The following is a 25,148-nucleotide window of genomic DNA, read 5'->3' on the forward strand; positions in this document are numbered from 1 at the left end:
GCCCGACACATTGCCAGAGAGAATTGATGAAGCTGGGCAAATCATGGTTAAAAGCTTAATCGAAGGCGGAAAAATTATCGCTTGCGGTAACGGAGCTAGCGCCCTGAATGCATCCTATTTTGCGCAAATTCTACTCAATCAATTAACTCGAGAACGGCCAAGTCTTCCTGCGATTGCTCTAGAAACTCATCCTCTAGCGATTACAAACAACCTTTCTAAACAAGACTTACTCGACGGCTACGCCAAACAAGTTAGAGCTTACGGCCAACCAGGAGATGTTTTGCTGGTATTTACAACCAGTGGCCAGTCTTCAAACATTATCAAAGCGATTGAAACGGCGCTTAGTCGAGATATGTATATTATCGCCATCACTGCGAGTGATGGTGGAAGTGTTGCCGGTTTAATCGGTTCAAATGATGTCGAGATTCGAATACCTGCGATGTCCCTACCAAGAGTGATCGAGGTTCAGTTATTAGTAACACATACGTTATGCGACTTCATCGACAATAGTTTATTCGGAGAAATTTAATGATTAAACAATTCACGCCTTTACTTATAGCGACGCTGATCCTTTCAGGTTGTGCCGTGTCAAATAATCAAAGTGAGGGACCAAAAACGCGTCGAGATATGGCGACGGTCATAGCGGATGAGCAATTAGAGCTGGATGCGATTAAAGCGGTATTCGACAGCGATGAATTATGGTCTAAAAGCGATATAGACATTGTGAGCTTTAACAAAACTGTCCTATTAGTTGGTCAAACCCCAACGGCAAGCCTTAAGCAAAAAGCTGACAGCTTGGTTAAAAGCATACCGGGAGTTAAGCGTGTATTTAATGAAATTCGCGTCGCTGCGCCAACCAGTACACTGACTTATTTGGGCGATCTCAGCATTACATCGAAAGTAAAAACCGCTTTGTTCATCGATGACAATCTTGATTCAGCAAAAATAAAAGTAGTGACCGAAGACAGTGAAGTATTTTTAATGGGCCTTATTTCTAAGGAAGAAGCAGATAAGGCAATTTCGATTACGCGAAATGTCTCTGGTGTTAAACGCGTTATTCAAGCTTTTGAGATCGTTAAGTAAGCGGTGCCGCTTACTTAACGACTTTCAAGTGAGAGCGTTTTCTCGTCGAAGACTTAGCGCTTTTTTCGTTACCTTGCTCACCCGTTGTTTCATTAAGGTGATTGGTGTCTTCTTGAATGGCGCTTTCTGAAGTGACGCTTTCTGAGGTGACATTTTGAATGTTTGAATCACCAAATTCGGCAGGCTCATCTTCTTGATATTCTTCGACGGGAAACGCCATTCCTTGAGCATTTTCTCGGGCAATAATAGCCAAGATTGCCGCTACAGGAACTCTGATAACCCGCGCTACGCCTGAAAAACGCGCATTAAAATGCACTTCTTCATTTTCTAATACTAAACCCTGTACGGCATGTGGCGAGACATTGAGTACGATTTCACCGTTGTTAACATGCTCACGAGGAACTTGAACGCCAGGATAGTCCGCATTAACAATTAAATGCGGAGTTCCTTGATTGTCTAAAATCCACTCATACAAGGCGCGTATGAGATAAGGCTTGTTACTGCTAAAATCAGCCATTAGATATCGTTTAACTCTCGCTCTGTCGAAGTCAGACTCGCTTGAAATGAGTCTCTCTCAAACAACCGCTCCATATATCCTTGAACTTCTTTGGCGCCACGACCAGTCAACTCAATGTCCATCGACTTAAGTCGCCACAATAAAGGAGCTAAGCAACAGTCAACTAAAGAAAACTCTTCGCTTAAAAAGTATGGCGTTTCATGAAACACGGGCGCTAAAGTAATTAAGCTTTCTTTTAACTCTTTGCGAGCACGCTCAACTTCTTTCTCTTTACCCCGATTAATAACATTAACCAAGCTGTACCAATCTTTTTCGACTCGATGCATCATTAAACGTGAACGAGCGCGGGCAACTGGATAAACAGGCATTAGAGGAGGATGTGGAAAACGCTCATCCAAATACTCCATGATAATTCGCGCTTCGAACAAGACTAATTCTCGGTCAACTAACGTGGGTACTGTGTTATACGGATTTAGATCCATTAAGTCTTCCGGCTTGTTTTCGTCGGTCACTTCAATGGTCTCAAAATTGACGCCCTTCTCAGCCAACACAATACGGACTTGATGACTGTAGATGTCATCAGCGCCAGAGTACATAGTCATTAAGGAACGTTTGGCTACAACTGCCATGGTATTCTCCAAACAAAAATTACAGAGCTAATTAGTAAAGCCGCCCAAGTCGGCGGCTTCAATAACTAGTGGATATCTTTCCAGTATTCCTTTTTCAAGAAATAAGCAAGTACAAAGAACACTAAGATAAAGAGAAGAACATAGACGCCTAAAGATTGGCGCTTAAGTTTCGCTGGCTCGCCAACATACTCTAAAAAGTTAACTAAGTCGCGAATCGCTATGTCGTACTCTTCTGGTGAAAGAGAGCCCTCAGAAATTAGCGCCAAGTCACCCTCTTCACTCAAATACTGCATTCCTTGAAGCGGCTCTAAAACATGCGGCATACCTACATCAGGAAATACCGTGTTGTTAACGCCGTAAGGACGAGTTTCATCTTTGTAAAATGCTCGTAAATAGTTGTAAAGCCAATCTACACCACGGTAACGAGCAATCAAACTTAAGTCAGGAGGAGCTGCACCGAACCAAATCTCTGCATTCTTTTTTGGCATCGCAGACGTCATTAAGTCGCCTGGTTTAGAGCCATCAAAAATCAGGTTTTGAGTAAGGACTTCTTCTGGAATATTAAGATCTTCGGCCATACGCTTGTAACGAGAAAACTCAACGCCATGGCACCCCATACAATAGTTCATATATAAGGCTGCGCCACGTTGCAATGAAGCGTTATCGGTTAAACGATTATTTGCCGGATCGTTTGGTTTGTAGTCACCACCACCAGCTGCCACAGCAGCTAATGATAGCGAAGCCAAGAATGTCGCAATTATTTTTTTCATTAGTGCGTTACCCTCTCTGGAACTGGTTTAGTTTTATCGAACTTGTGATAAACCATCAAGAAACCGAAGAACAAGAAGTAGTACACAGTACAAATTCGAGCAAGCAGAGTAAATGTATCACTTGGTGGCTTCATTCCAAGGTACCCAAGAACGACAAAGGCGACAACGAAAAGTGCCAACGCTATTTTGAACAGTGGCCCTTTGTAACGTATTGACTTTACTGGGCTTCGATCTAACCATGGCATGAAGAACAAGACCACGATAGAAAGGCCCATCAATATAACGCCGCCTTCCATATTAGGGACCGCTCTCAAGACTGAATAAAACGGAGTAAAGTACCAAACGGGAGCAATATGCTCAGGTGTTTTCAAGTTGTTAGCCGGGGTAAAGTTTGGCGGCTCTAAGAAATAACCACCACCTTCTGGGAAGTAGAAGATAACCATACAGAACAAGAACAAGAAGCCAGCAACACCAACAATATCTTTCACTGTGTAGTACGGGTGGAATGGAATACCATCAAGAGGGATGCCATTGGCATCTTTGTTCTTCTTAATTTCTATGCCATCAGGGTTATTCGATCCTACTGCATGAAGTGCAACAATGTGTAAGAACACCATTAGCAATAGCGCGATTGGCAATGCAACCACGTGCAATGCGAAGAAACGGTTTAGCGTAGCACCAGAAATTAAGTAATCACCACGAATCCAAGTGACTAATTCTTCGCCATAAACTGGAACAGCATTGAACAGGTTAATGATAACTTGTGCACCCCAGTAAGACATATTACCCCAAGGTAACAAGTAACCCATAAAGGCTTCTGCCATCAACAGCACAAAAATAACCATACCAAATAGCCAGACAAGCTCTCGAGGCTTTCGGTAGGAGCCGTACAACATGCCACGGAACATATGCATATAGACGACTAGAAAGAACGCTGACGCTCCCGTTGAATGCATGTAACGCAATAACCAACCATAAGGTACGTCACGCATAATGTATTCTACCGATGCATAAGCAAGTTCTGCTGAGGGATTGTAGTGCATGGTTAACCAGATACCGGTTAACAATTGGTTAACGAGTACTAGCAAGGCTAATGAGCCAAAGAAATACCAAAAGTTAAAGTTTTTCGGTGCGTAGTATTCCGCTAAGTGTTCATTCCAAACTTTCGTTGCTGGAAAGCGGTCATCTATCCACTGCATAAATTGTTGTGCGCGAGTCATTAGGCAGCTCCTTGATCAACACCGATAACTATCGTGTTTTCGTCTTTATAACTGTAAGGAGGGACTTCTAAATTATCATTTGCAGGTACGTTACTGAACACGCGACCAGCCATATCAAACTTAGAGCCGTGACAAGGACAAAAGAAACCTGCCCCTTCTTCTGGCGATAGCTCTTTCTTTTGCTGCGGTACACATCCTAAATGCGTACAAATTCCGATTACAACTAATATATCGTCGCGAATTGAGCGATAAATTCCAGTGATATAATCAGGTTGTTTTACGGTCTCTTTGGTCGACTCAGGATCTTTGAGAAGATCGCCAATTTGCTTTAATTTTTCTAAGCTTTCTTGCGAGCGTTTTAAAATGAAAATAGGCTTGCCGCGCCATTCTGCACGTATTGCTTGCCCAGGCTTCATTTTGCCCACATTAACTTCTACTGGTGCACCAGCCGCTTCTGCGCGGGCACTTGGTGACCAAGATTTTACGAAAGGCACGGCTACCCCTACTGCCCCTACTGCTCCAACGGCAGAAGTAGACCATAGAAGGAAGCGGCGGCGGCCACTATCGACTCCGTCTTTACTCATGCGGATTGTCTCCCCATCGGACATCTTCAATTATGATGAATGTGATTATTGTTTTCGAAAACTTTTTAATCGACCCCAACCGCTTGCCGGAGCCTGCCAAACGGCGAAATCATATAGAAAAAGCCCAGTTTTTACAAGGAATATACTTTTTTTGCATGATAACTGATTGTTTTTAAAACAGATTTATTCGAAAAAAATTTTAACTTGCGATGTAGCAGGGTATTTTGAGCAGGCATAAAAAAGCGCCCGAAATACTTCGGGCGCTTTCCTGCAAAGCCAAGAGATAAAACGAATTAACGTTTAGAGAACTGAGGACGTTTACGAGCTTTATGAAGACCAACTTTCTTACGTTCAACTTCACGAGCGTCACGTGTTACAAAGCCAGCGCGACGTAGATCACCACGTAACTCTTCGTTGTAATTCATCAATGCACGAGTGATACCGTGACGAATTGCACCTGCTTGTCCAGTATTCCCGCCACCAGCAACAGTCACGTGAATATCAAATTGTTCTAGAGTTTCAGTCAACTCAAGTGGCTGACGAACAACCATTCGAGACGTTTCACGACCAAAATATTCGTCAATAGGACGACCATTAATAGTAATGGCGCCAGAGCCTTGACGTAAGAATACTCGTGCGGTCGAGCTTTTACGACGACCGGTACCGTAATATTGTTCTGCCATCTTCTGATACCTTCTTATACGTTCAATTCTTTAGGTTGCTGAGCTGCATGTGTATGCTCAGGACCTACAAATACGCGCAGTTTCTTAAACATTGCACGACCCAAAGGGCTGCGTGGCAACATGCCTTTAACTGCATTTTGGATGATTCGCTCAGGAGCGCGCTCACGTAGCTTGTCCAAAGTCATTGAACGCAAACCGCCTGGGTATTCGCTGTGACGGTGGTAAGTTTTTGCAGTTTCTTTGTTACCAGTCACTGCTACTTTCTCAGCGTTTACAACGATGATGTAATCACCGGTATCAATATGAGGCGTGTATTCAGCTTTGTGCTTTCCGCGCAAACGGCGCGCAATTTCAGTTGCAAGACGACCTAGGGTCTTGCCTTCAGCGTCGACTACGTACCAGTCGCGCTTTACAGATTCAGGTTTTGCAGTAAATGTTCTCATTGTCTCTTAGCTCCCAAAAGGGCTTTGCTGTTTTCCTAGTCCAACCTCAAAACTCAAGGAAGGATTATGGGCTTCTAAAAAGGAGCGCGAATTTTACAGAAAGCGCCGACCAGATACAAGCCTTTTAATTAATAAATATCAATAGCCTCCCACGCCAATAATGACGGGGGTTTGCTCTACTATCACAGGGTGTCTGCCATTACTTTTTAAGGTTATCGAAGAAACAACCTCTTTCTAACAGCGTAACTCTAAATTTACTGCGTCACATCACCTCGTTTCGAGGCTAGACACAAGCACATGAATGAGAATCACTCTCAATATGAAGAATTCCTGCAGATTGTCGATACTCGCCGCGCATTATACCGAGAGATCTCACGCCTTAATAGGTAAATTTAACAAGCCAAGTCATATTTATCTAAATAAGAAGTGTTCAACCGAGCGACTGGCCAACACGAAGTAGCCTATCTAGGCTCAATGAATACTCACTCAGAGAATGCTCTAACAGAGAATACTCACTAAGAGAGTACTGACTTGGGGTATAGTCGCTTATTAAATGTCGTGGGCTTAAAAAATAACAAGGCAACCTTCAGCTAACTTCTCTTTCCTAATCTTCAATTCAACATCTCATCGATCTGACATAGGCACTTCCACAAGGTCATAAACTCACCGCTAACCTGTTCGAGACAGAAGTAATCCCTTTGCAATCTCTGAACAGCCAGAATTGGTTTGAAGGTATTGGTTTAACTGACTCATTAAGAAGGTATCCTTTAGAAGATATCATTTAGAAGATATCATTTAGAAAGTGTCCGTTTGAACGTATCGGCTTAAAAAAATACCTTCGATGACACCAACTGCCTTACTCCACATTCGGGCTAATGACATCAGTGTCCGCCAAGTGCGATTGCTCGCGTTAAAATTACGACTAAGGTATTACCGCTATCCTGATAAACGAATCACTAGGCACCCTTGATTGGACTCGTATTTTTTAGGTTTGCTTAAGCGTAAAACTGACATTCGAAGCGTTCGCTTGAACCTTAGTTCCTATTGAACCGTAATTTTCTGCATCATTTCGCCTAAAAACTTTGCTCATCATAAAATCACCTATGGCTCAAAGTTATCGACAGAATCATAAGAAAACCTCCGCAAACGCAAAAAAACTGCAAAAAAAGCGCTTTTTTAGTTAAATCCCCTTTATTTAATGCTCATTTTGGTATAAAAGTTTTGTTGACTAAACGTGGACTAAACCCCACAAAAATAACTTAAATCAACCATAGACAAGGGGCTTTGAATTATGGCTGTTAAAAAGAAGAAGGCGCCAGCGAAAAAGAAAGCGGCTGCTAAAAAATCTCCAGCAAAAAAAGTAGCGGCAAAAAAAGCACCCGCTAAAAAGGCAGCGGCTAAGAAGTCACCTGCTAAAAAAGCGGCAGCGAAAAAATCTCCAGCGAAGAAAGCAGCACCGGCTAAGGCTCCAGCGGCTAAAAAAACCACCGCTGTAAAAGAGCGTTACAACAAATCTCAAATGCTTAATGAGATCGCTGAAAATACTGAACTAAGCAGAAAGCAAGTGTCTTCAGTTATCGACGAGTTATCGGATATCATCGAGCGCCATATCAAGAAACGTGCTTGTGGTGAGTTTGTCATGCCAGGCTTGTTCAAAGTTCAAACGGTTCGCAAACCGGCCACTAAAGCCCGTAAAGGTATCAACCCATTTACTGGTGAAGAGACTGTATTTAAGGCAAAGCCAGCACGCACAGTCGTCAAGGTTCGTCCTCTTAAAAAGCTTAAAGAAATGGCTGAATAATCGATTTAGTCACCAAGCGCTTAAGTATCAAATAAGAAAAAAGGAGGCCTCAGCCTCCTTTTTTCTTTGTCAGTGAACTTTATTAATTAACTCTCTAAGTCAAAGTTCAAGGTAACACTTTGAGTCCCAGCTTGAGCTGATAGCTCCTGTTCATCCCCTTTAAAGCGCCATTTATAAACAGCACGAAGTGCTGCACTGTCAAAAACGCCTTTAGGTTTAGAGTCAACCACGCTCGCCTCGATCACCTGACCTTGATGATTCACGGTAAATTCAACAATAACATAACCTTCAAGACCTTTAATTCGAGCATCCGTCGGATAAATAGGGGTGACTCTTGAGGCAAAAGACAGGCCGTTGTGCGTACCCGTCGACGGTATGCCGTCTAAGTCTAACGATACGTCTGTACTGTTTGGAACCGTGCTCGCGATCGTATTCGGTAATCGAACCAGCTCTAAGGGTTCAGTCACCGAGTTATCCGTTGTTCTGTTCGGTATTTCAATCTCTTCGGGCTTTTCGGGTTTTGGCTTTTCTTCTTTAATAACAGGACGAGACTTCGTCGCTGCTTCACGTTCACTTATCAGTGGACCATAATCGATTGGTGGATACACCTTACCTTCTACGAACTTTGCAGACACCAATTGACTCATTAATAGCAGTAAGCCTAAAACAACACTTCCACCAAATAACATAGACCCCAATCTTCGCATAATGAACGTCCTCTCTTTTTGTTAGTATTCACACTAACTATCAACGAACTCACAATGCAAAGTGGTCTAACTCGACGCTTACCACTTTAATTGGCTTAAATAATCTCTCTTGATAACTTGATTGAACGCATTGATCAGCGATTGCGAATATTCGATCTCCGCAAGCTGATTGATCGACTTTACGGCGAAAAACAAGCTTTTTTTGTACCCTTGCTCCTGACTCTCTAGCGCTAAAGTTATAAACTGATCGACGAGACTTAATATCTTTGCACCATCGAGTACTTGCTCTCCTCGTAGACGCCTAGGAAAACCATTACCGTCGACTTTTTCATTCGATTGAAATACCAACTCCGACGCCCTACCCCAGCCTGGCATTCGTGCGAGTAAGCTTCCCGCGGAAAAAACTCGACGACGAGTTTGGTCGCTATCACCACCTTTTACAACGGCAAAAAACTCATAGGTATAGATCGCAGCCAACAACTGATCATCATCTTCTGGCTCAGCCAGTAATTGATTTATTGCCTTTGATAAATGAGTAATCACCTTCATGCGAGTCTCATGTAACTCATCGACGGCGTGCTGACACTCAGATAAATAATGGAAGAACTCCATATCGGTTGCATCAAAAATAGAAAAGGCTTCGCCTTCAAACTGACTAACCGCCACCAAATTCAAGGAAAAGTGCCGATCATTAATTGCCTGCTCAGCGCGTAAAGCTTCTTCTAATTGACGGGGGTATTCATGCTGGCGTACGTGTGCAAACAAAGCTTCAATTTGCTGCAGTTTTTCACTTTCTAAAATGCCATCATCCATCAACACGGCCAAACTATCATCAACGGCATTAATTCCAGCGATAAGCAAACGCCCAAATGCGACCGCGTATTCTACGTTTTGACTTCGAATATCTTGAACGAGCTCTTCAATTAAATGCGTAGTTGAGACAAAGGGCTCTAAAAACACCATATTGCAATTGCCTTTAATGGTATGAATCGAGCGAAACATGCGGTTAATTAACACTTGCGGGTCTTCAGATGACAATAGAGGTAAGCAGTCATTAATATCTTTGACGCAATCTTTCACATCGGAGTAAAACTCTTGTTTTACCTCACCATCGAGTTCTGCAAAAGCCTGACAGATAGATTCTATATTCACTGGCGTTGTTTAAACTTATAAAATTGAAATACTTAGCTATCAAGCATAGCAGTTTTCCCCAGCCACAGTATAAGTGCTGGGGAAATCATTGAGTCAACCAAGTGATGAGTTATGCGATCAACGGAGCAATAACTAGACTCACAATGGCCATCACATTGATTAAAATATTCATGGCTGGCCCTGAGGTATCTTTGAAGGGATCGCCAACCGTATCGCCGACGACGGCGGCTTTATGAACGTCACTTCCTTTTCCGCCTAAGTTACCTTTTTCGACGTATTTTTTTGCATTATCCCAAGCACCACCAGCGTTTGCCATTGTCAGAGCGAGCAATACACAGCTGACAAGAGCTCCGCCTAGCATTCCTCCGAGTGCCTCTGGGCTAATTAAAAAGCCCACAAGCACCGGTGAGAATACGGCGATTGCACCGGGTAACACCATTCGCTTTAATGCAGCAGTGGTCGCAATATCGACGCAACGAGCGTTATCAGGCTCGGCTTTTCCTTCGAGTAATCCTGGTATTTCTTTAAATTGCCGACGAATTTCTTTAATCATGTCAAAGGCCGCATCACCTACCGCTCGCATGGTGATGGCACTGACTAAAAACGGAAATATGCCACCCAAAAACATGCCGGTTAGAACGTGCGGATCACTAATACTTAAAGAAAAACCGGGTTTCGCTTTTTCAATGGTTTCAATAAAAGCGGCAATGATTGCCAACGCGGCTAAGCCAGCAGCTCCGATAGCAAATCCTTTACCAATGGCCGCCGTTGTGTTTCCAACTTCATCTAGCCCATCGGTAATTTTACGTGTGTCTTCGCCTAACTCTGCCATTTCTGCGATACCACCGGCGTTATCAGCAATCGGACCATAAGCATCGATCGCCATGGTAATTCCAACGGTTGCCAACATCCCCACAGCACCAATACCAACACCATAAACGCCGGCGCCTTCGGGAAGAATAGAGCTGGTCACAAAGATAATACCAGCGATAGTAAGCACCGGAATAACTACCGACTCCATTCCGACAGCCAAACCAGCAATCATAACGGTTGCAGGACCTGTTTCTCCGCCCTGTGCGATGTCTCGGACTGGCTTACCCCCCGTATAATACTCAGTGACTAAGCCAATGATCATTCCTCCGACAGCGCCACAAATAATGCAAAACCAAACAGAGATGGCAACGCCAAGATAGAGAACCAACCCGTAGGATGCAGCAATTAATAACAGCGTCGCTCCTATCGTTCCTATACGCAGTGCTTTAGCAGCATCGGAAGAAGCAACCAATTTCACGGTGAGAATGCCCAAAATAGAACATATCAGTCCTGTCGCAGCAAGACCCAGAGGGAGAAACATTAGGGTCTGAATACCTTGAGACGATAGCTGATCCACTGCAACTAGCGCCATGGTTGATGCAATGGCGATGGTGGCTATCATAGAGCCACAATAAGACTCGAAAATATCCGATCCCATACCAGCAACATCGCCCACGTTGTCACCGACGTTATCGGCAATGACCCCTGGGTTACGAGGATCATCTTCAGGAATGCCAGCTTCAACCTTTCCGACCAGATCAGCTCCAACGTCAGCACTTTTAGTAAAAATACCACCACCGACACGAGAAAATAATGCAACGGTTGAAGCGCCCATTCCAAACCCATGAATCGCTTCAGCGTGCTCCGGATTGGCGCCAAAAAGAAGATACAGGCCACCTAAACCGAGCAATCCCATGGCGGCGACCACCAAGCCCATAATGGAACCGCCAAAAAACGCTAACGACAGCGCCTGAGCTGGACCTTGTTGGTGAGCGGCGACAGTGGTGCGAACATTGGCATGAGTCGCTGTGTACATACCTATATAACCAGCAATGGCAGAGCAAAGTGCACCGATCATAAAGGCAACCGGGGTGTGCCAAGATCCAAAGCCAACGTAGAGAAGAGCGAACAACAGTAGCGCAAAAATCGCTAAGATCTTGTATTCACGATTAAGAAAGACCATAGCACCGAGGTGAATCGCGTTTGCAATTTCGCTCACTTTCCCCTCACCTGCAGGCTGTTTCTTTATCCAGAGAAAAATAACGATGGCAATAACTATGCCCAAGACACCTAAAATTGGCGGAATAAGTAGCAAGTCGTTCATAAGAACCCCCTAGATTGACCCAGCTTGAGCACGGCTTCAAGCTGATAGCGTTTATTGGGCGTCGACTGGCAAGTGATACGGCATGACCGAACGGTCACCACTTCTGACTGTTTCTTTTATTTGAGTCTAGTTCAATAATACAGATTTATATACCGCATCCTTTTTAGAAGGTTTTGTCCCTAGTAGAAATGCCCCAGTTCACTCAAACCCGTTAACCCTTTGATAATGAATTCTTTTTCTGTTTAGTTTTTACTCATTTATTTTGCGTTGCAATAACTGTATAATACGCGACCTTTAATTCGAACCAACCATTGAGCAGGAAAGCATGAGTTTAAGTAAAGTACCTTCTGGTAAAAATCTACCTGATGAAATCAACGTAATTATTGAAATCCCAGCCCACGCAGACCCAGTTAAATACGAAGTCGATAAAGACTCAGGGGCCATTTTCGTCGATCGCTTTATGGCTACCTGTATGCACTATCCTTGTAACTATGGGTATGTTCCTCACACGTTGTCAGAAGACGGCGATCCAGTCGATGTTCTCGTTCCAACCCCGTTCCCATTAATGGGTGGATCAGTTATCCGTTGTCGTCCAGTCGGTGTTTTAAAAATGACTGATGAATCTGGTACCGATGCGAAACTTATCGCAGTACCGGTCAGCAAGTTAACGCCAATTTACAAAGATGTTAAAGAAGCGAAAGATTTGTCTGAGTTGCTTCTAAACCAGATTGAACATTTCTTTGAACACTATAAAGACCTTGAGCCTGGAAAATGGGTTAAGATCGAAGGATGGGACAACGCTGAAGCGGCGAAAAAAGAAATTCAAGACAGTGTTGCTCGATACGAAGAGTCTGACGACAAACCAGCCTTCTAAGCAAAGAAAATAAACGTTTCGCCAGTTAGCGTTCCGTCGACTGAGCAGCTGAAACGACCCGCGTACATACGGGCTCTACCGTGTGTACGCAGCTCCCTCTCTACGAGCACCCTTCCTTCTTCAACTATGAGTCAATCACTCATTTCAAACTTTATATAAGGCAAAATTTCCGGGACAGCTTCTTGGCAGCTAATCTCTGCAAGGCTAACTTTTTCTCGGTTTTGCAGTTGCACCAAACCGCCTTTCTCACACGCTCGTCTAAACGAATCATAAGCGGCTAGACCTTGATTCAAAATATGATGACCATTTATGAACTGTACGTCCATACTTTGGGCGAATGCCTCGCAGCCAGTAATGGGATAGGTTTTTATATAATCGTGATAAGTACTAAAACTGATGCCTTTACAGTGTGAACTCATTAAGTTGTAAACGACTTGCTTTCCCCAGTACTGAATGACTGAGCTAGGATAATCGTTGGTTAAAGAGGCCCGAATGCCTGCAATCGAGAACCATGACATTACCTCTTGTTGATTATTCACATCAGATTGAGAACTAAACCGAGCGAGTAACTTGGGAAGTTTGTCCGATCCGGTCAGCTGCTTTAAAGCATCGAAGTAATTCTCTTCGGTATAGGCTTTTTTCTCAGAACTTTCTTTAAAAATCAGCTTCCAAAGGTCAAATAATGACTTGTCAGGGTTGCTTGTTTTCACAGCATAGTGACTAGCCAAAGCCATGGCTGCGCCACAAGCGTAATAATTTTGAAACCGGGAAAGCTTCAAAGATTGCTCTAAAGACTCCTTTCCTTTATTCAGCAAACAACGATTAACCGCGCTTTCAAATTTACCCAAGAACTGTTCGGAGTTAATTAAACCAAACTCGAGCATCGCGAAATTAGCAAATGCATCGGCGCCACCTTCGTGCATCCAGGAGTGCATCGGTTCTTTTGGAGAAAACATCTGTCCATTCCAAAAATGCGCAGCCTCATGAGCTAAAAAGTGAAAGAGTAAATTAAATTGCTCTGTATTTTCAGTCTCCCAGCGTCGTCCATTAATGGTGAGCTGAACAACTCCATCGAGCGTTCCACCGCTGTAGTTTGAGTAATCGGCATCCCGTTCTCCATAATTAAAGAAAACAATGGGCTTAAAATTCAATGGTTGTTCGGTTTTCTCTTTATAATACTCAAAAAGCTCGGGAAAATATTTTTGTGTTCGACGCCACGTCCATTTCGGCAGTTTTGAATCGATGACGGCTATCATCGTCTCAGTCTCAATCGGCTTAATGTCTCCAAAATAAACATAGGTTCCGTTGCCGCTCAATACATACTGGGCCTTACTATCGTAACGGTTTCCTAGAAAAACGATTTTCTTTTTCGGACTGTAAAAGTGAAATAGTGTTGTATCAGTTAACGAGTTGTTCGAGGGATCGCGTTCTGGACTTTCTGAAGAAGTAAATTCCGACTTGTCTTCTATATCTTTAATATCAATGGTCAGGTGATTGGTGTAGAGCAATACACCGCCGTCTGCGTACTTGATATTTTGAGCGTAGTCTTTTTGCAAAACATCGTAATACGATATGAAGTTTAAGCTTAAGCTATTAAATGAGCTTCCATCCTTTCTCTTAATCGCCAATGCGTCGCCATCTTGAACCCACTCAAACAACTGCTCATCGATGCGGTACAGCTTACGTCGATCAAAGTGACTGTTGCGACTAAAAACTATCGATTTTGTAGCCTTCGGTAAATCGTAACGTACCTTCCAAGAATCAGAATCACTCTGATAGTAGACATGAATCTGAATGTCACTTTTGTTATTTGATGCAAAAGTAAATGTTGATATAGACAATATACTCGCAACGATAATCCATTTAATCATCTGAAATCCCAAAGTCACACCCGACCAAATCAAAAGAAGCTGCATTAATGAGCAAAATATCTGATGCTTAAGGCTTCTCAACAATTAATGTTCCAGACACCGTCGTTAAATCAATTTCATTTTTTCCAGAACGGCCAATCGTTGCTTTTAAATACTCTTCTCCAATGAATGACGATTCGGGTTCATGTTTTGACAAGCGATTAACAATGTCACCACCAGGCCCCGTTTGCATGCGTAAACGACCTTCAAACTTTCCACCGATTGTTAACTTCACTTCTCCATTAACCGATGACATTCTAATATCTGATGAACCGCTGCTCTGAACTTCTCCAACGATATGAATATCACCTGACACCGCTGAAACATTCACTTTTTCGATCGCCCCAAGCGTTAACTCTAATTCTCCCGAAATGATATTCACCGCGACATCACGACTCTCCGCACGTCCCTGAATATCGCCACTGACATTTGATAATACCAAGGGACCTTTCACCTTAGAAAGGGAGATGTCTCCACTCACACTGCTAAAATTAAGTCCTCTCATCGAATCAGTGCTTGTGAGATCAACCAGAGTAAGATCGCCACTGACGGTGTCAGCTCTCACTTCATTTTGAATGCCACTGACCAAAACATCGGTCGCGACACCGTTGAACCAAACGGCCAATTGGCTCTGAGGAACCATTACTTTTAACTGAGTGCTTTGTCGACCATGCCACTCACGATTATCGGGCATTTCTACACGTAACTCTGCTCGCTCGCCTGACACTTTAAAAATAAAGTTCGTTTTTGCTTCATCCAGATAACCTGAAATGGCGATTTTCGTGTCTGAGTGACCTAAAATTTCCACTTCACCACGAGGTACGTCAATAACCAACCGCTTTACCCCAGTTGCATCGATCGCATCTTCAACCGGCTGTGCTAAACAAGCTCCGGACATACTTAGAAGGATCAGAACCCAAGCAATTCTCATGCTTCACCTCTCAACTGTGGGTAACTCTTTTCAACGCTTTCGATCAATTGTTGTTCACGAGTGTAAGTCTGCTGTAGCAAATCGTTTAACCGTTGATTCCCAGGTTGCTTTGCTAAAGCAGCTTTAATGTCGAGCATCGCTTGCTCTATGATCGCTAAATTATTTTGAATATCAGCAATGGTCGCAGGATCAAGTTGTTCAGAAGCCATGTTTAAATTCTCAACAAAGCTGGCTTTTACCAAGCGACGTTGATGCTCTCTATACTGAATTTGTTCTTGCGCCGCTTGGTAAGCAAACTGTTGTTGCTTAAGCGATTTAAGTTCCAGCGACGTTTGCACTGAAAACCAAGTCGAGGCAATAGCGACCAAAACACTTGCCGCAACAGCGTAAGGCATCCACCCAGATCGATTAGTTTGAGGAGCTATTTCTTGCGCTATCTCGTTCCAACGCGATCGTTCAGGACTCATTTCCCTAGGCAAAGATTGAAGAGCTTGCTCAATCGCTTGCCACTGCTTATCTTTCTCTTCACCGCTCATGCAAACCTCGCTTTTAATAATTGACGAGCACGATGTAATTGCGCTTTGCTCGTCCCTTCAGAAATGGCCATTTTCTCAGCAATCTCTTGATGTTTATACCCTTCGATATCGTGTAGCACTAAAATCATTCGCGCTTTTTCAGGTAATTCGGCTATCGCTCTTTCTAAGTCTCGGTTCAAATCGAGCTTATCTGAACTATGGTTATCGCCGACCATCTCAGAGTCTTCTCCTTCAAAGCTCTGATTCTTACGCACCCGAAAATAGCTAATAACCACATTCGACGTCAATCTATACAGCCAAGTTCCAAATTGGCTGTCACCCTGAAACGAGTCTATTTTGCGCCACGCCATCACAAATGCCTCTTGCATCAGTTCTTCAGCCAAGGCAGCATTCGATGCCATGCGAAAACACAGAGCATAAACGCGCTTTTCAAAGGTGCGATACAATTGCTCAAAAGCCTTGATATCGCCCATTTTCGCTCGAGACACCCAGATATCGACGGCATCGCGAGTTTCTCGGACTGACGCTAAATTAACCAGCTTCTTACTCAAGCTTCTTCTCTTCCCTTCTTCTTTAACTGGTTTGACGTTCAAGATTGATAAAAGGTTTAAACCAAATTAAAACAATATCTTCTAGGCAGTACCCTCTAGACTGTGCAGTACCTTCTAGACTGGGCAGTACCTTCTAGACAGTACACGCTAGACAATACCTTTTAAACAGAACCGTCAAAAGGATATCCTCTAAACCATTCTGACCAACCACAAAAAAGGCTGCCATAAGGCAGCCTTTTCATATTAGGCGAAACTGGCAAGAATCACTAACCTTGTTCGAGTAACTCCCGCAAGTCGATGATTGCGGCGTTCGCACGAGAAACATAAGAAGCCATAACCAGCGAATGATTAGCCATTAACCCGAAACCATCACCGTTTAAAATCATCGGACTCCAAATGCCATCTTGCGTACTCTCAAGCTCTCGAATAATTTGACGCAGGCTAACAGTAGCATTCTTTTTCTCTAATACTCCCGCAAAGTCGACCTCAATCGCTTTGAGTAAGTGTATCAGTGCCCAACAGGTACCGCGTGCCTCATAAAAATTATCGTCAATTTGAAGCCAAGGTGTTTTCACGGTCAATTGCCGTTGAGCATCCGTGGACTGGGTTGCAGCTGCATCTCCCGCTAAATCTGTGTTAACACGTTCTTGACCAACACTCGCGGTTAAACGTTGTGACAAACTGCCGAGTCGCTTTTCCACAACTTCAAGCCAAATTCTCAGATTATCCGCTCGAGCATAAAACTGTGCATCCATATTTTGCTGATCAGCCAAACTGTCTCGATAGGCCTCTAACTGTTTCATTCCTAATTGATAAGAGTCTTCAGCTTCAGGCAATATCCAAGACAGTCGATCGATATTAAAAAGCGGTTCTGCTTCTTTTAAATTAACGTTTTCTATCGATTGTGACTGACTGCGGCTCATGTGATTTCTTAGGGTTGCCGCCATATCTCTAATTTGTACCAGAACACCGTATTCCCAAGCCGGCATGTTATCCATAAATAAACTGGGTGGTAGAATATCATTGCTTAGAAACCCACCTTGCTTATTTAACAAAGTATCACCAATTTTTATCGTTGTATCGACGGTGGTATAGCCAACGATTAATTCATTGTTCGAGCTTTTAAACGCCTTATCTGTACGCACATCAAAGGTTTCTGGTTCAATACTCCAATAAACAGCGAGAAAATAAAAACCTATTAACGTTAGTATCAGTGCATAAACTATGAGTTGAATCGGGTTTAAAAATCGATTTTTCTTTAGCGCATCTTCGCTCATATCTTCTCCAACTTTCCCAAAGCTCTATAAAATCGTCTCTAAACGATTGATTAGTCTCTACTGTACGATCTAAGGCTGTCTTCGATCAGCAAAAAAACTTTGCTGACTCCCATCTGACAATTTAAGTATAACCTTAATTTTCTCAAGTTGCCTTAGCTCATCACTGACACCCACGACCATGACATGCAATCCTCCAGGACGAAAAGAGGTCGTCTGGCGAGGTTCAATGGTGACTTGATCAACATGACGCATCTTACTGATACCAGCATCATCATAAGACTCATGCATCATAACATGATGAGCTCCTTCAATTTCCACACTGTCAATACTCACTGAGTTTTTCATCACATTGGTGGCTTTAAAATAAACAGCGGTCGATTTTTGTCCTGGCAAGACTGCCCGGTACCAAGCATTTTCAATGAGTATGGGTTGAGTTGAGCTTTCATGACTCGCGTGCGTTGATGTTTCTGCAAAGCATGAAGGTGCTGACACTAAAAATATCGGCAGAGCAAATGCGACGAGAAGGATTGTTTTCTTAAGGTTATTCATAAGTATGCAATTTTTTATTTATTTCAAAATTGGAATACTTAGAATATAACGACAACGCTCAAAAATCACTTAAATTCACAATCTCTTTTCGCGCAAAAATACCTTAAAGCCGCTCCGTTAGAATCGTCGTTAACACGTAGGCAACTATCGTCGGCAGCGTAAAGACTATTCCTAACACGATCGTCACCAGCCTTACATGTGTCACGTTCAGTTTAAATCGGTCAGCTACGCCGGCACAAACACCGGCTAGCTTCGCGTTATGGCTTGAACGATAAAACCTTGCTTTTTTAGTAAAACGCTCTCGATTATAATACTTGTAATAATCAGTCATGCTGCGTCTCCTAGAGTTTGTTTTTACAGCCGTTTCAAGCAGACTGTTTTTTCTTAATTTCAGCCAATTCTTGATTTACTTTTTCACTGACCACGAGATCTTCAATTTGTGATTTGAGTGACGGGTTTTGCCCCAGAGACATAGCTTCAACTTCGGCTTCCATTTGATCGATTCTGCGCTCAAATGAGGCAAACTTTTCAAAAGCATTGTTAATATCTGGACGATGAATTTGCTTACGCACTTGCTTTTGTTTTTGCAACGTCGTTTGTCGTAAAACCATCGCATCTCGACGTGCTACCGCTTCATTTAATTTACCTTGTAACCGGGTAATATCGGCTTCGAGCTTTGCAAGTGCTTGCTCTACTTGCACCAACTCAGCCGCTAAACTTTGGTGGCTTTGCTCTGCCCGCGCCTTTTCACCCAGGGCTGCGGAAGCTAAATCATCACGCCCCTTTGCAACGGCTAGCTCAGCTTTCTCTTGCCACATGTCAACGTCGTTCAACAGTCCAGCAAGCTGACGCGTTAACTCTTTTTTATCCGCAAGTGTTCGAATCGATGCGCTTCTGACTTCCGCTAAGGTTTGCTCCATCTCAGAGATAATCATTTTAATCATTTTCTCTGGATCTTCTGCTTTATCGAGTAAAGCATTTAGGTTGCTATTGATGATATCTGATAGGCGACTGAAAATACCCATACTGCGACTCTCCTATTTCTGGTTTCTAACAATGACCGAAACGTCAACTGCAGAAGTTCTATCCAGAAATCGTGCCAAAGAGAGTTAACCTTTTAAATACAGTAGGTTAGCCATTAAGCAAACAAAAATTTACGACTCGGTAGTTTAGCAAGTGGTGAGATTGACCAATTATTAGCTAGTCTGCTTTGTTTTCCATGATGGACAATGCATCAAGCAATACTTGAATGGTCGCATCAGCACCCGGGGCATTTTCGCTTAAGTGTCTACGCCAAAGTCGACCACGTGGCTGAGCATGGAATAGTCCTAGCATGTGACGGGTAATTTGATGCAGTTTTCCGCCGTTGGCTAAATGAGCCTCAACATACGGCAGCATCTTTTTAACCACATCGATACGACTGAGTGGAGAATGAGACACGCCCAAATACCGAGCGTCCATCTCCGCTAGAAAATAAGGGTTTTGATAGGCTTCTCGACCGATCATCACACCATCCGTATACTTTAGATGCTCATCAATCTGCGATAGCTCAGTAATACCGCCATTAATGATGATTTCTAATTCAGGGTATTCTTCTTTGATTCGATACACACGATCATAATGCAAAGGCGGCACTTCTCGGTTTTGCTTGGGGCTTAAGCCACTAAGCCAAGCTTTGCGAGCATGAATAATGAAGGTCTTACAGCCAGCATTGGCAACTTGCTCAACAAACTGCTGCAGATGCTCGTATTGATCGAGTTCATCAATGCCGGTTCGACACTTAACCGTCACTGGACGATCGGTCACGGCTTGCATAGCAGATACGCAGGCAGCTACGGTTTCAGGCTCAGCCATCAAACAGGCACCTATCTTGCCTCGCTGAACACGATCGCTAGGGCAGCCGACATTGAGGTTGATTTCATCATAGCCGTATTCCGTACACACGTCGGTCGATTGAGCGAGTTCTTTTGGATCGCTCCCACCAAGTTGCACAGCAATCGGATGCTCAGCTTGGTCGAAAGCGAGTAATTTGTCTCGATCGCCATGAATCACCGCACCTGTGGTCACCATTTCTGTGTATAGCAGACACTGGTTCGATATTTGACGCAAAAAATATCGGTCGTGGCGATCGGTCCAGTCCATCATCGGGGCGATGGAGATTTTGCGATTGACGTTGGTTGATTCTGGCACAGGGTTTCTCACTACGCGGCAATTGAATTGGGCTGCTATTGAATTAGGCCGCGATTGTACTAGATTTAGAAAAGACTTTCATAATTCGTAGCCTCTATGCAATCAACCGTTTACCGAATAATCGCTTTACAAAACGATGAAACGGACTGCCGCGTCATTAACACGCTATTCAATCGAGCTGAGTTTGAACTAACCGCTTTTGATAATGGCCGCGAGTTTATCAAATATATGCGCATGCAGCCTTGTCCAGACTGCTTGATTACCGACCTAGAGCTTGATGAAACGGCAGGCATTGAGGTTATCGAGAGAATCCGACGAGATGCTCGATGGCAAAGTGTACCCATTATCGTACTCGCCCCTTCGGTCGATAAAAGTACCTTGGTGAAGTTGAGCCAACTGAAAATCAAAGGCTATATCGTCAGGCCGTATCAACCGCAACGGCTGTTTAATGAAGTTTTATCCGCCATGGGGCTTGAGGTGGTAACCCAAAAAACGGCGGTCAAACGGGTAAAAACAAAACCCTAAAGAAATCTCAATTGTTGCCGATAGGATAAAATATTGTTGAAATTTAAGAGCTTAGCGATTTTGTTTGTTTTGGACTAAACTTAGTTTTAGCCCATACCGCAAGGCTAGTCTCTATCAGCAAACTCTGCTGAGAATGAACTTTAAATTAGTCAATTTAGTGTATGTAAACGTTGAAGTACCACAGGAGCTAACCTATGAGAAAATTTGTTTTAGCGGCGGCGAGTAGCGCCCTTTTACTGAGTGTATCCACTCAGCCGGTAAAAGCTGACGATGACCTATTACGCCTTGCTATTAGTCTGTGTGACTTTGCTAAGACCGATGACCGCTCATCCATGCGTCGTAAACTTAAGGCAGCTGGTATGCGATTACGCGCCATCTACCCTGCCATAAAATGCGGTGCTGATGGCAGCTTGCTGCGTGTTGCAACCGTCAACAATGCTTTTGAAGCCGCCAAGTTTCTGGCTTCAAAAGCGGGCGATGAAGCCATCAATGCTCCTGAGGAAGATGGTAAAACGTTAATTCAATGGACAGAGGGTTTAGTAGCCGCTGGTGACGCTTCAAAGCAACAGTTTGTTGAGCTTTACAAATCTAAAATGTAAGTCACGTTTAGTTGAGCAAAAAAAGAAAAAGGGGCCTAGGCCCCTTTTTTGATACGGTGGTTATATTCATAGTCTTTATGATTTTAATCTAATCATCGACTGATTTAGTCTTCTAATCTTCTAATCTTTATTCTCTCGATCACTCTTTTGAGTTGACCTTTTTACTCGCCATTATTTGATAATACTCGGTTCGCAATTGTAAGTTCGTAGTATTAGGTTCATATTATTAGGTTCATAACAAGTCAGTATCACAGCACAGGCAATCACCGTTCAGCCTACAGCCTGAACTGCGACACCATGTTCTGCAACTGCTCCGCCAATCGAGCCAACTGCTGGCTCGCGCTCAGGCTCTCGTTTGCACCTTGCGCATTCTGCTCAGCCAAAGATGAAATCGTCGTGATATTTTCATGCATCTCGTTGGTCACAGCACTTTGCTCTTCGGCTGAACTAGCAATATGAGTACTCATGTCATTAATCACACCGACCGCACGAGTGATTGACTCTAGTGCTTCACCCGCTTTTGCCGTCTGATCGACACTGATGCGCGCTTCTTCTTGGCTTTTTTCCATCACCGACACTGCGTCTTTGGTACCATTTTGAAGGCGTTCAATCATGCCTTGAATTTCCGACGTTGACTCTTGGGTTTTGCTCGCTAGGGTACGAACTTCATCGGCAACCACCGCAAAGCCTCGGCCTTGCTCACCCGCTCGAGCCGCTTCAATGGCAGCATTCAAGGCCAGTAGGTTGGTCTGGTCAGCGATACCACGAATCACGTCTAGCACAGACCCGATGTTATCGCTGTATTCATTCAATTTGTTGATCACATGTGATGCGCTTTCAATTTCGCTGGCTAGGCTGTTAATGGTCGCAATGTTGCGTTTGACGATGCTTTGCCCAGTTTGCGTTTCAGAGTTGGCGCCTTGAACTTCTTGCAAGGTGCTGTTCGCTGAATTAGCAACCTCATTCACGGTCGCCGTCATTTCAGCCATCGCTGTTGCAACCAGCTCTGTTTGTTCGCGCTGTCGATTGATCGAGTCATGTCCTTGCTTCGCAATCGCTTCGGTCTGTTCTGCACTTGCCGCTAGCTGCTGAGAACCACTGGCTATGCCGCCTAAAATGTCTCGCAGCTTGTTGACCAAGTCATTAACACTGTTCGAAAGCTCACCAAACTCATCGCTACGTTCAACATCAATTTTTTGCGTTAAATCACCATCAGCAATGTTTCCAATCACTTCCACGACTTGGCTCAATGGCTTTCTTATACTTCTGATAACGAGCAGTGAAATAAAGACGCCAGCTGCCACCGCAATTAAAGCGATAATGATAATAATGGTTCGGCTTTTGTTGACCTCAGAAACCGCTTGCTCTTTCGAACTGTCCGCAAATTTCTTAACTTCAACGACGGCACCACGTAAGCTAGAAATCGCATCGGTTAAATTTTGCTCCGCTTGAATCAAAGTATCAACTGACCGCTGACCGGCTTGTAATTGGGCAACGTAGCGATTGAGCAATCCATCACTGCCCGTTGCTAAATCTTGAAACTTGTTTAATGCGCTGCCTGTTTCTGCGTAATACTCGGAATTCTGAGCGCTGGTACCCGCCAATTTGGCGTATTTATCTTTCGCAGAATCAACAATGGCTCTTAGATCTTTTTGAACGATTTCTATGGTCGTGATTTCAGTTAAATTCAGGGCGTCAGTCGTGCTGATGGTTCCCTCTCGAATTAAGTTTCCAATCGAGCGAACTTCATTAGCATCTTCGGTTTCAGTCGTATCTTCGCTTAAATCGTAAATAAGGCTATCAAGTTCATCTGCGATGTCTTCAAACCCAGAACGCTGTCCACTTATTTGTTTCGCTAACTCTAATTCTTGACGATGACTTTCAAAAACCACGGGGATTTTTTCTAAGTATTGATCAACGGACTCTTGGCTTTGTTTGAAAGGCTTGGCAATCTCTGGGTGCTCAGTGATAAGACTGAGCATTTGCTTTTGCGTGACTGGTAATTCGCAATAAATTCGTTGTAGGACCCTTCGTAGGTGCTCAACTCTTCGATAACCTCGATTTTTCGATGACGATTCACTCTATCGTTCGCTTCTAACAAGGTAGAGATGAGCTCTCCATTGGCTTGCAGCATTGGTGTCGCTTTATCGACTACATTACTCAAGTTTTGGTTGATGTTGCCGACGCCAGATAAACTGACAATGCTAATCACCAACAATAACAAGACGACTACACCAAAGCCGCCAGCTATACGAGTTGATACCGTTAAATTCATAAGAAACCCTGCTTTTCACTTATTTTTTTGCTGCCATTGAACCAAGATTGGATGGAAATATTCGAAACCCCTTCCACCTTACCTTAATAGCTTAGATCAAGAACTTACATCTTGCTTGAAATCTCGGTAAAGGTTATATCGGCCGGAAAAACAGTGAATTAAGCCCTATAGCCAAGAAATTTATTAACTTCTTGGCTTAGTTGGCTGTTTTTTATACCAATTATGAGGATTGAAGCGCTCGAATGCGCTCATCTAATGGAGGGTGAGAGGCCAGTAGCGATGCCAAAGAGGCCTTGCCACCCGTGATTCCAAAAGCAGACATGGTGCTGGGCATTTGGTTCTCGAGCCCACTTTCAGCTTTTAATCGAGCCAAAGCGGAAATCATGGAGTGTCGATCGGCTAAAGATGCGCCCGCCTGATCAGCTCGATACTCTCGTCGTCGACTAAACCATGCAACAATCATTGCCGCAAAGAAACCAAGAATAATTTCAGCGACAAAAGTCACTATGTAATAACCGATACCCAAACCTCGTTCAGTTTTGAAAACGACACGATCGACGGTGTGACCAATGATGCGAGCAAAGAACATCACGAAGGTATTCACCACCCCCTGAATCAGCGCCAAGGTCACCATATCACCATTGGCGACGTGACCTATTTCATGCCCTAAAACGGCCCTAACTTCATCACGACTAAAGCGATGAAGTAATCCAGCACTCACCGCAACCAAGGCATCGTTCTTATTCCACCCAGTGGCAAAGGCATTGGATTGTTCCGCCGGAAAAACGCCGACTTCTGGCATTTTGATGCCCGCTTTTGCAGATAAATCAGCAACCGTATCAAGTAACCAACGTTCCTGTTCATTTCGTGGTTGCGTAATAATCTGCGTACCAGTGAAACGCTTTGCCATCCATTTAGAGATAAAAAGCGACACTAGCGCACCAGCCATTCCGAACACAAAACAAAATACCAACAAAGCCGATAAATTTAAATCAGCCCCGTTACTTTGCAAAATTGAATTCACCCCTAATAAATTCAGGGTAATTCCGGCCAAAGCGACAATGGCCAAATTAGTTAATAAGAACAAACCTATTCTTAACATCGCGGTACCCTTAATAAGTCAACCAATGAATGATTACACAACTGAGTTAAATGGGGGCAGATCATTGGCAATCCAATGGCTTTGTACGCTCAAAAATGAAAAA

At 43.6% G+C, this 25,148-nt stretch carries 28 protein-coding genes; 6 read left to right on the forward strand and 22 right to left on the reverse strand.

Going from position 1 to position 25,148, the window contains the following annotated elements; translation table 11 throughout:
* Positions 1 to 10 precede the first annotated feature (10 nt).
* Positions 11 to 529 (forward strand): D-sedoheptulose-7-phosphate isomerase, encoded by a 519-nt coding sequence (locus tag Q9312_RS07170; protein ID WP_309203907.1) that lies wholly within the window; start codon positions 11 to 13, stop codon positions 527 to 529.
* On the forward strand, positions 529 to 1,083 hold the full coding sequence (locus tag Q9312_RS07175) for a BON domain-containing protein (protein WP_309203908.1): 555 nt from the start codon (positions 529 to 531) through the stop codon (positions 1,081 to 1,083). Before Q9312_RS07170 ends, Q9312_RS07175 begins: the two co-directional genes overlap by 1 nt.
* Positions 1,084 to 1,093: 10 nt before the next feature.
* Here the strand turns inward: Q9312_RS07175 and Q9312_RS07180 are convergent, their stop codons facing one another.
* The 7 genes from Q9312_RS07180 to rplM all read right to left on the reverse strand — a co-directional run bounded on the left by Q9312_RS07180 (position 1,094) and on the right by rplM (position 5,929).
* The gene (locus tag Q9312_RS07180; protein ID WP_309203909.1) at positions 1,094 to 1,600 is read right to left on the reverse strand and encodes a ClpXP protease specificity-enhancing factor; all 507 of its coding nucleotides are present in this window, start codon (positions 1,598 to 1,600) and stop codon (positions 1,094 to 1,096) included.
* Positions 1,600 to 2,229, reverse strand: a complete 630-nt coding sequence (sspA, locus tag Q9312_RS07185) for a stringent starvation protein SspA (protein WP_309203910.1) — start codon at positions 2,227 to 2,229, stop codon at positions 1,600 to 1,602. The genes Q9312_RS07180 and sspA overlap by 1 nt, the downstream gene beginning before the upstream one ends.
* A gap of 65 nt (positions 2,230 to 2,294) precedes the next feature.
* The gene (locus Q9312_RS07190) at positions 2,295 to 2,999 is read right to left on the reverse strand and encodes a cytochrome c1 (RefSeq protein WP_309203911.1); all 705 of its coding nucleotides are present in this window, start codon (positions 2,997 to 2,999) and stop codon (positions 2,295 to 2,297) included.
* Complete coding sequence (locus tag Q9312_RS07195; RefSeq protein ID WP_309203912.1) at positions 2,999 to 4,219, reverse strand: cytochrome b; 1,221 nt, start codon at positions 4,217 to 4,219, stop codon at positions 2,999 to 3,001. The genes Q9312_RS07190 and Q9312_RS07195 overlap by 1 nt, the downstream gene beginning before the upstream one ends.
* Positions 4,219 to 4,803, reverse strand: a complete 585-nt coding sequence (petA, locus tag Q9312_RS07200) for a ubiquinol-cytochrome c reductase iron-sulfur subunit (RefSeq protein WP_309203913.1) — start codon at positions 4,801 to 4,803, stop codon at positions 4,219 to 4,221. The genes Q9312_RS07195 and petA overlap by 1 nt, the downstream gene beginning before the upstream one ends.
* A gap of 293 nt (positions 4,804 to 5,096) precedes the next feature.
* The gene (gene rpsI / locus Q9312_RS07205; RefSeq protein WP_309203914.1) at positions 5,097 to 5,486 is read right to left on the reverse strand and encodes a 30S ribosomal protein S9; all 390 of its coding nucleotides are present in this window, start codon (positions 5,484 to 5,486) and stop codon (positions 5,097 to 5,099) included.
* Between the two features lie 14 nt (positions 5,487 to 5,500).
* Complete coding sequence (gene rplM, locus Q9312_RS07210; protein WP_309203915.1) at positions 5,501 to 5,929, reverse strand: 50S ribosomal protein L13; 429 nt, start codon at positions 5,927 to 5,929, stop codon at positions 5,501 to 5,503.
* A gap of 1,291 nt (positions 5,930 to 7,220) precedes the next feature.
* Here rplM and Q9312_RS07215 point away from each other — a divergent pair.
* Positions 7,221 to 7,730, forward strand: a complete 510-nt coding sequence (locus tag Q9312_RS07215; protein ID WP_309203916.1) for an HU family DNA-binding protein — start codon at positions 7,221 to 7,223, stop codon at positions 7,728 to 7,730.
* An 86-nt stretch (positions 7,731 to 7,816) separates the two neighbouring features.
* Here Q9312_RS07215 and Q9312_RS07220 read toward each other — a convergent pair whose 3' ends face one another.
* The 3 genes from Q9312_RS07220 to Q9312_RS07230 all read right to left on the reverse strand — a co-directional run bounded on the left by Q9312_RS07220 (position 7,817) and on the right by Q9312_RS07230 (position 11,726).
* Positions 7,817 to 8,437, reverse strand: coding sequence for an energy transducer TonB (locus tag Q9312_RS07220; protein WP_309203917.1), 621 nt, complete (start codon positions 8,435 to 8,437; stop codon positions 7,817 to 7,819).
* A 78-nt stretch (positions 8,438 to 8,515) separates the two neighbouring features.
* Positions 8,516 to 9,589, reverse strand: a complete 1,074-nt coding sequence (locus tag Q9312_RS07225; RefSeq protein ID WP_309203918.1) for an HD domain-containing phosphohydrolase — start codon at positions 9,587 to 9,589, stop codon at positions 8,516 to 8,518.
* Between the two features lie 109 nt (positions 9,590 to 9,698).
* Complete coding sequence (locus tag Q9312_RS07230) at positions 9,699 to 11,726, reverse strand: sodium-translocating pyrophosphatase (protein WP_309203919.1); 2,028 nt, start codon at positions 11,724 to 11,726, stop codon at positions 9,699 to 9,701.
* A gap of 325 nt (positions 11,727 to 12,051) precedes the next feature.
* On the opposite strand from Q9312_RS07230, the gene ppa reads away from it, so the two are divergent.
* On the forward strand, positions 12,052 to 12,600 hold the full coding sequence (ppa, locus tag Q9312_RS07235; RefSeq protein WP_309203920.1) for an inorganic diphosphatase: 549 nt from the start codon (positions 12,052 to 12,054) through the stop codon (positions 12,598 to 12,600).
* A 131-nt stretch (positions 12,601 to 12,731) separates the two neighbouring features.
* On the opposite strand, the gene Q9312_RS07240 is transcribed toward ppa, so the two are convergent.
* From Q9312_RS07240 to dusA, 9 genes are all read right to left on the reverse strand, one after another.
* Positions 12,732 to 14,471: a M61 metallopeptidase family protein gene (locus Q9312_RS07240; protein WP_309203921.1), complete on the reverse strand. Its 1,740-nt coding sequence runs from the start codon at positions 14,469 to 14,471 to the stop codon at positions 12,732 to 12,734.
* Positions 14,472 to 14,538: 67 nt separating this feature from the next.
* Entirely contained in the window at positions 14,539 to 15,441 is a 903-nt protein-coding gene (locus Q9312_RS07245) for a DUF4097 family beta strand repeat-containing protein (protein WP_309203922.1), read from the reverse strand.
* Positions 15,438 to 15,977: a hypothetical protein gene (locus Q9312_RS07250; protein WP_309203923.1), complete on the reverse strand. Its 540-nt coding sequence runs from the start codon at positions 15,975 to 15,977 to the stop codon at positions 15,438 to 15,440. The genes Q9312_RS07245 and Q9312_RS07250 overlap by 4 nt, the downstream gene beginning before the upstream one ends.
* A complete protein-coding gene (locus Q9312_RS07255; protein WP_309203924.1) occupies positions 15,974 to 16,528 on the reverse strand; it encodes an RNA polymerase sigma factor in 555 nt (184 codons plus the stop codon). The genes Q9312_RS07250 and Q9312_RS07255 overlap by 4 nt, the downstream gene beginning before the upstream one ends.
* 266 nt (positions 16,529 to 16,794) lie before the next feature.
* Positions 16,795 to 17,805 (reverse strand): DUF2333 family protein, encoded by a 1,011-nt coding sequence (locus Q9312_RS07260; protein WP_309203925.1) that lies wholly within the window; start codon positions 17,803 to 17,805, stop codon positions 16,795 to 16,797.
* A 69-nt stretch (positions 17,806 to 17,874) separates the two neighbouring features.
* Positions 17,875 to 18,354 (reverse strand): copper chaperone PCu(A)C, encoded by a 480-nt coding sequence (locus Q9312_RS07265; RefSeq protein ID WP_309203926.1) that lies wholly within the window; start codon positions 18,352 to 18,354, stop codon positions 17,875 to 17,877.
* Between the two features lie 103 nt (positions 18,355 to 18,457).
* The gene (locus tag Q9312_RS07270) at positions 18,458 to 18,685 is read right to left on the reverse strand and encodes a PspC domain-containing protein (RefSeq protein WP_309203927.1); all 228 of its coding nucleotides are present in this window, start codon (positions 18,683 to 18,685) and stop codon (positions 18,458 to 18,460) included.
* 34 nt (positions 18,686 to 18,719) lie between these two features.
* Entirely contained in the window at positions 18,720 to 19,379 is a 660-nt protein-coding gene (gene pspA / locus Q9312_RS07275; protein WP_309203928.1) for a phage shock protein PspA, read from the reverse strand.
* 175 nt (positions 19,380 to 19,554) lie between these two features.
* Entirely contained in the window at positions 19,555 to 20,544 is a 990-nt protein-coding gene (gene dusA / locus Q9312_RS07280; protein ID WP_309203929.1) for a tRNA dihydrouridine(20/20a) synthase DusA, read from the reverse strand.
* 96 nt (positions 20,545 to 20,640) lie between these two features.
* On the opposite strand from dusA, the gene Q9312_RS07285 reads away from it, so the two are divergent.
* On the forward strand, positions 20,641 to 21,069 hold the full coding sequence (locus Q9312_RS07285; RefSeq protein WP_309203930.1) for a response regulator: 429 nt from the start codon (positions 20,641 to 20,643) through the stop codon (positions 21,067 to 21,069).
* Positions 21,070 to 21,263: 194 nt separating this feature from the next.
* Entirely contained in the window at positions 21,264 to 21,668 is a 405-nt protein-coding gene (locus Q9312_RS07290) for a DUF3718 domain-containing protein (protein WP_309203931.1), read from the forward strand.
* Positions 21,669 to 21,943: 275 nt separating this feature from the next.
* Here Q9312_RS07290 and Q9312_RS07295 read toward each other — a convergent pair whose 3' ends face one another.
* From Q9312_RS07295 to htpX, 3 genes are all read right to left on the reverse strand, one after another.
* Positions 21,944 to 23,650 (reverse strand): methyl-accepting chemotaxis protein, encoded by a 1,707-nt coding sequence (locus tag Q9312_RS07295; protein ID WP_309203932.1) that lies wholly within the window; start codon positions 23,648 to 23,650, stop codon positions 21,944 to 21,946.
* Positions 23,572 to 23,943 carry a Tar ligand binding domain-containing protein gene (locus Q9312_RS07300; RefSeq protein ID WP_309203933.1) on the reverse strand — a complete coding sequence of 124 codons (372 nt, stop codon included), beginning with the start codon at positions 23,941 to 23,943 and terminating at the stop codon, positions 23,572 to 23,574. Before Q9312_RS07300 ends, Q9312_RS07295 begins: the two co-directional genes overlap by 79 nt.
* Before the next feature lie 220 nt (positions 23,944 to 24,163).
* Entirely contained in the window at positions 24,164 to 25,045 is an 882-nt protein-coding gene (gene htpX, locus Q9312_RS07305; protein WP_309203934.1) for a protease HtpX, read from the reverse strand.
* Between the last annotated feature and the right edge of the window lie 103 nt (positions 25,046 to 25,148).

The organism is Pleionea litopenaei (assembly GCF_031198435.1).
In the GTDB taxonomy this organism is placed as follows: domain Bacteria; phylum Pseudomonadota; class Gammaproteobacteria; order Enterobacterales; family Kangiellaceae; genus Pleionea; species Pleionea litopenaei.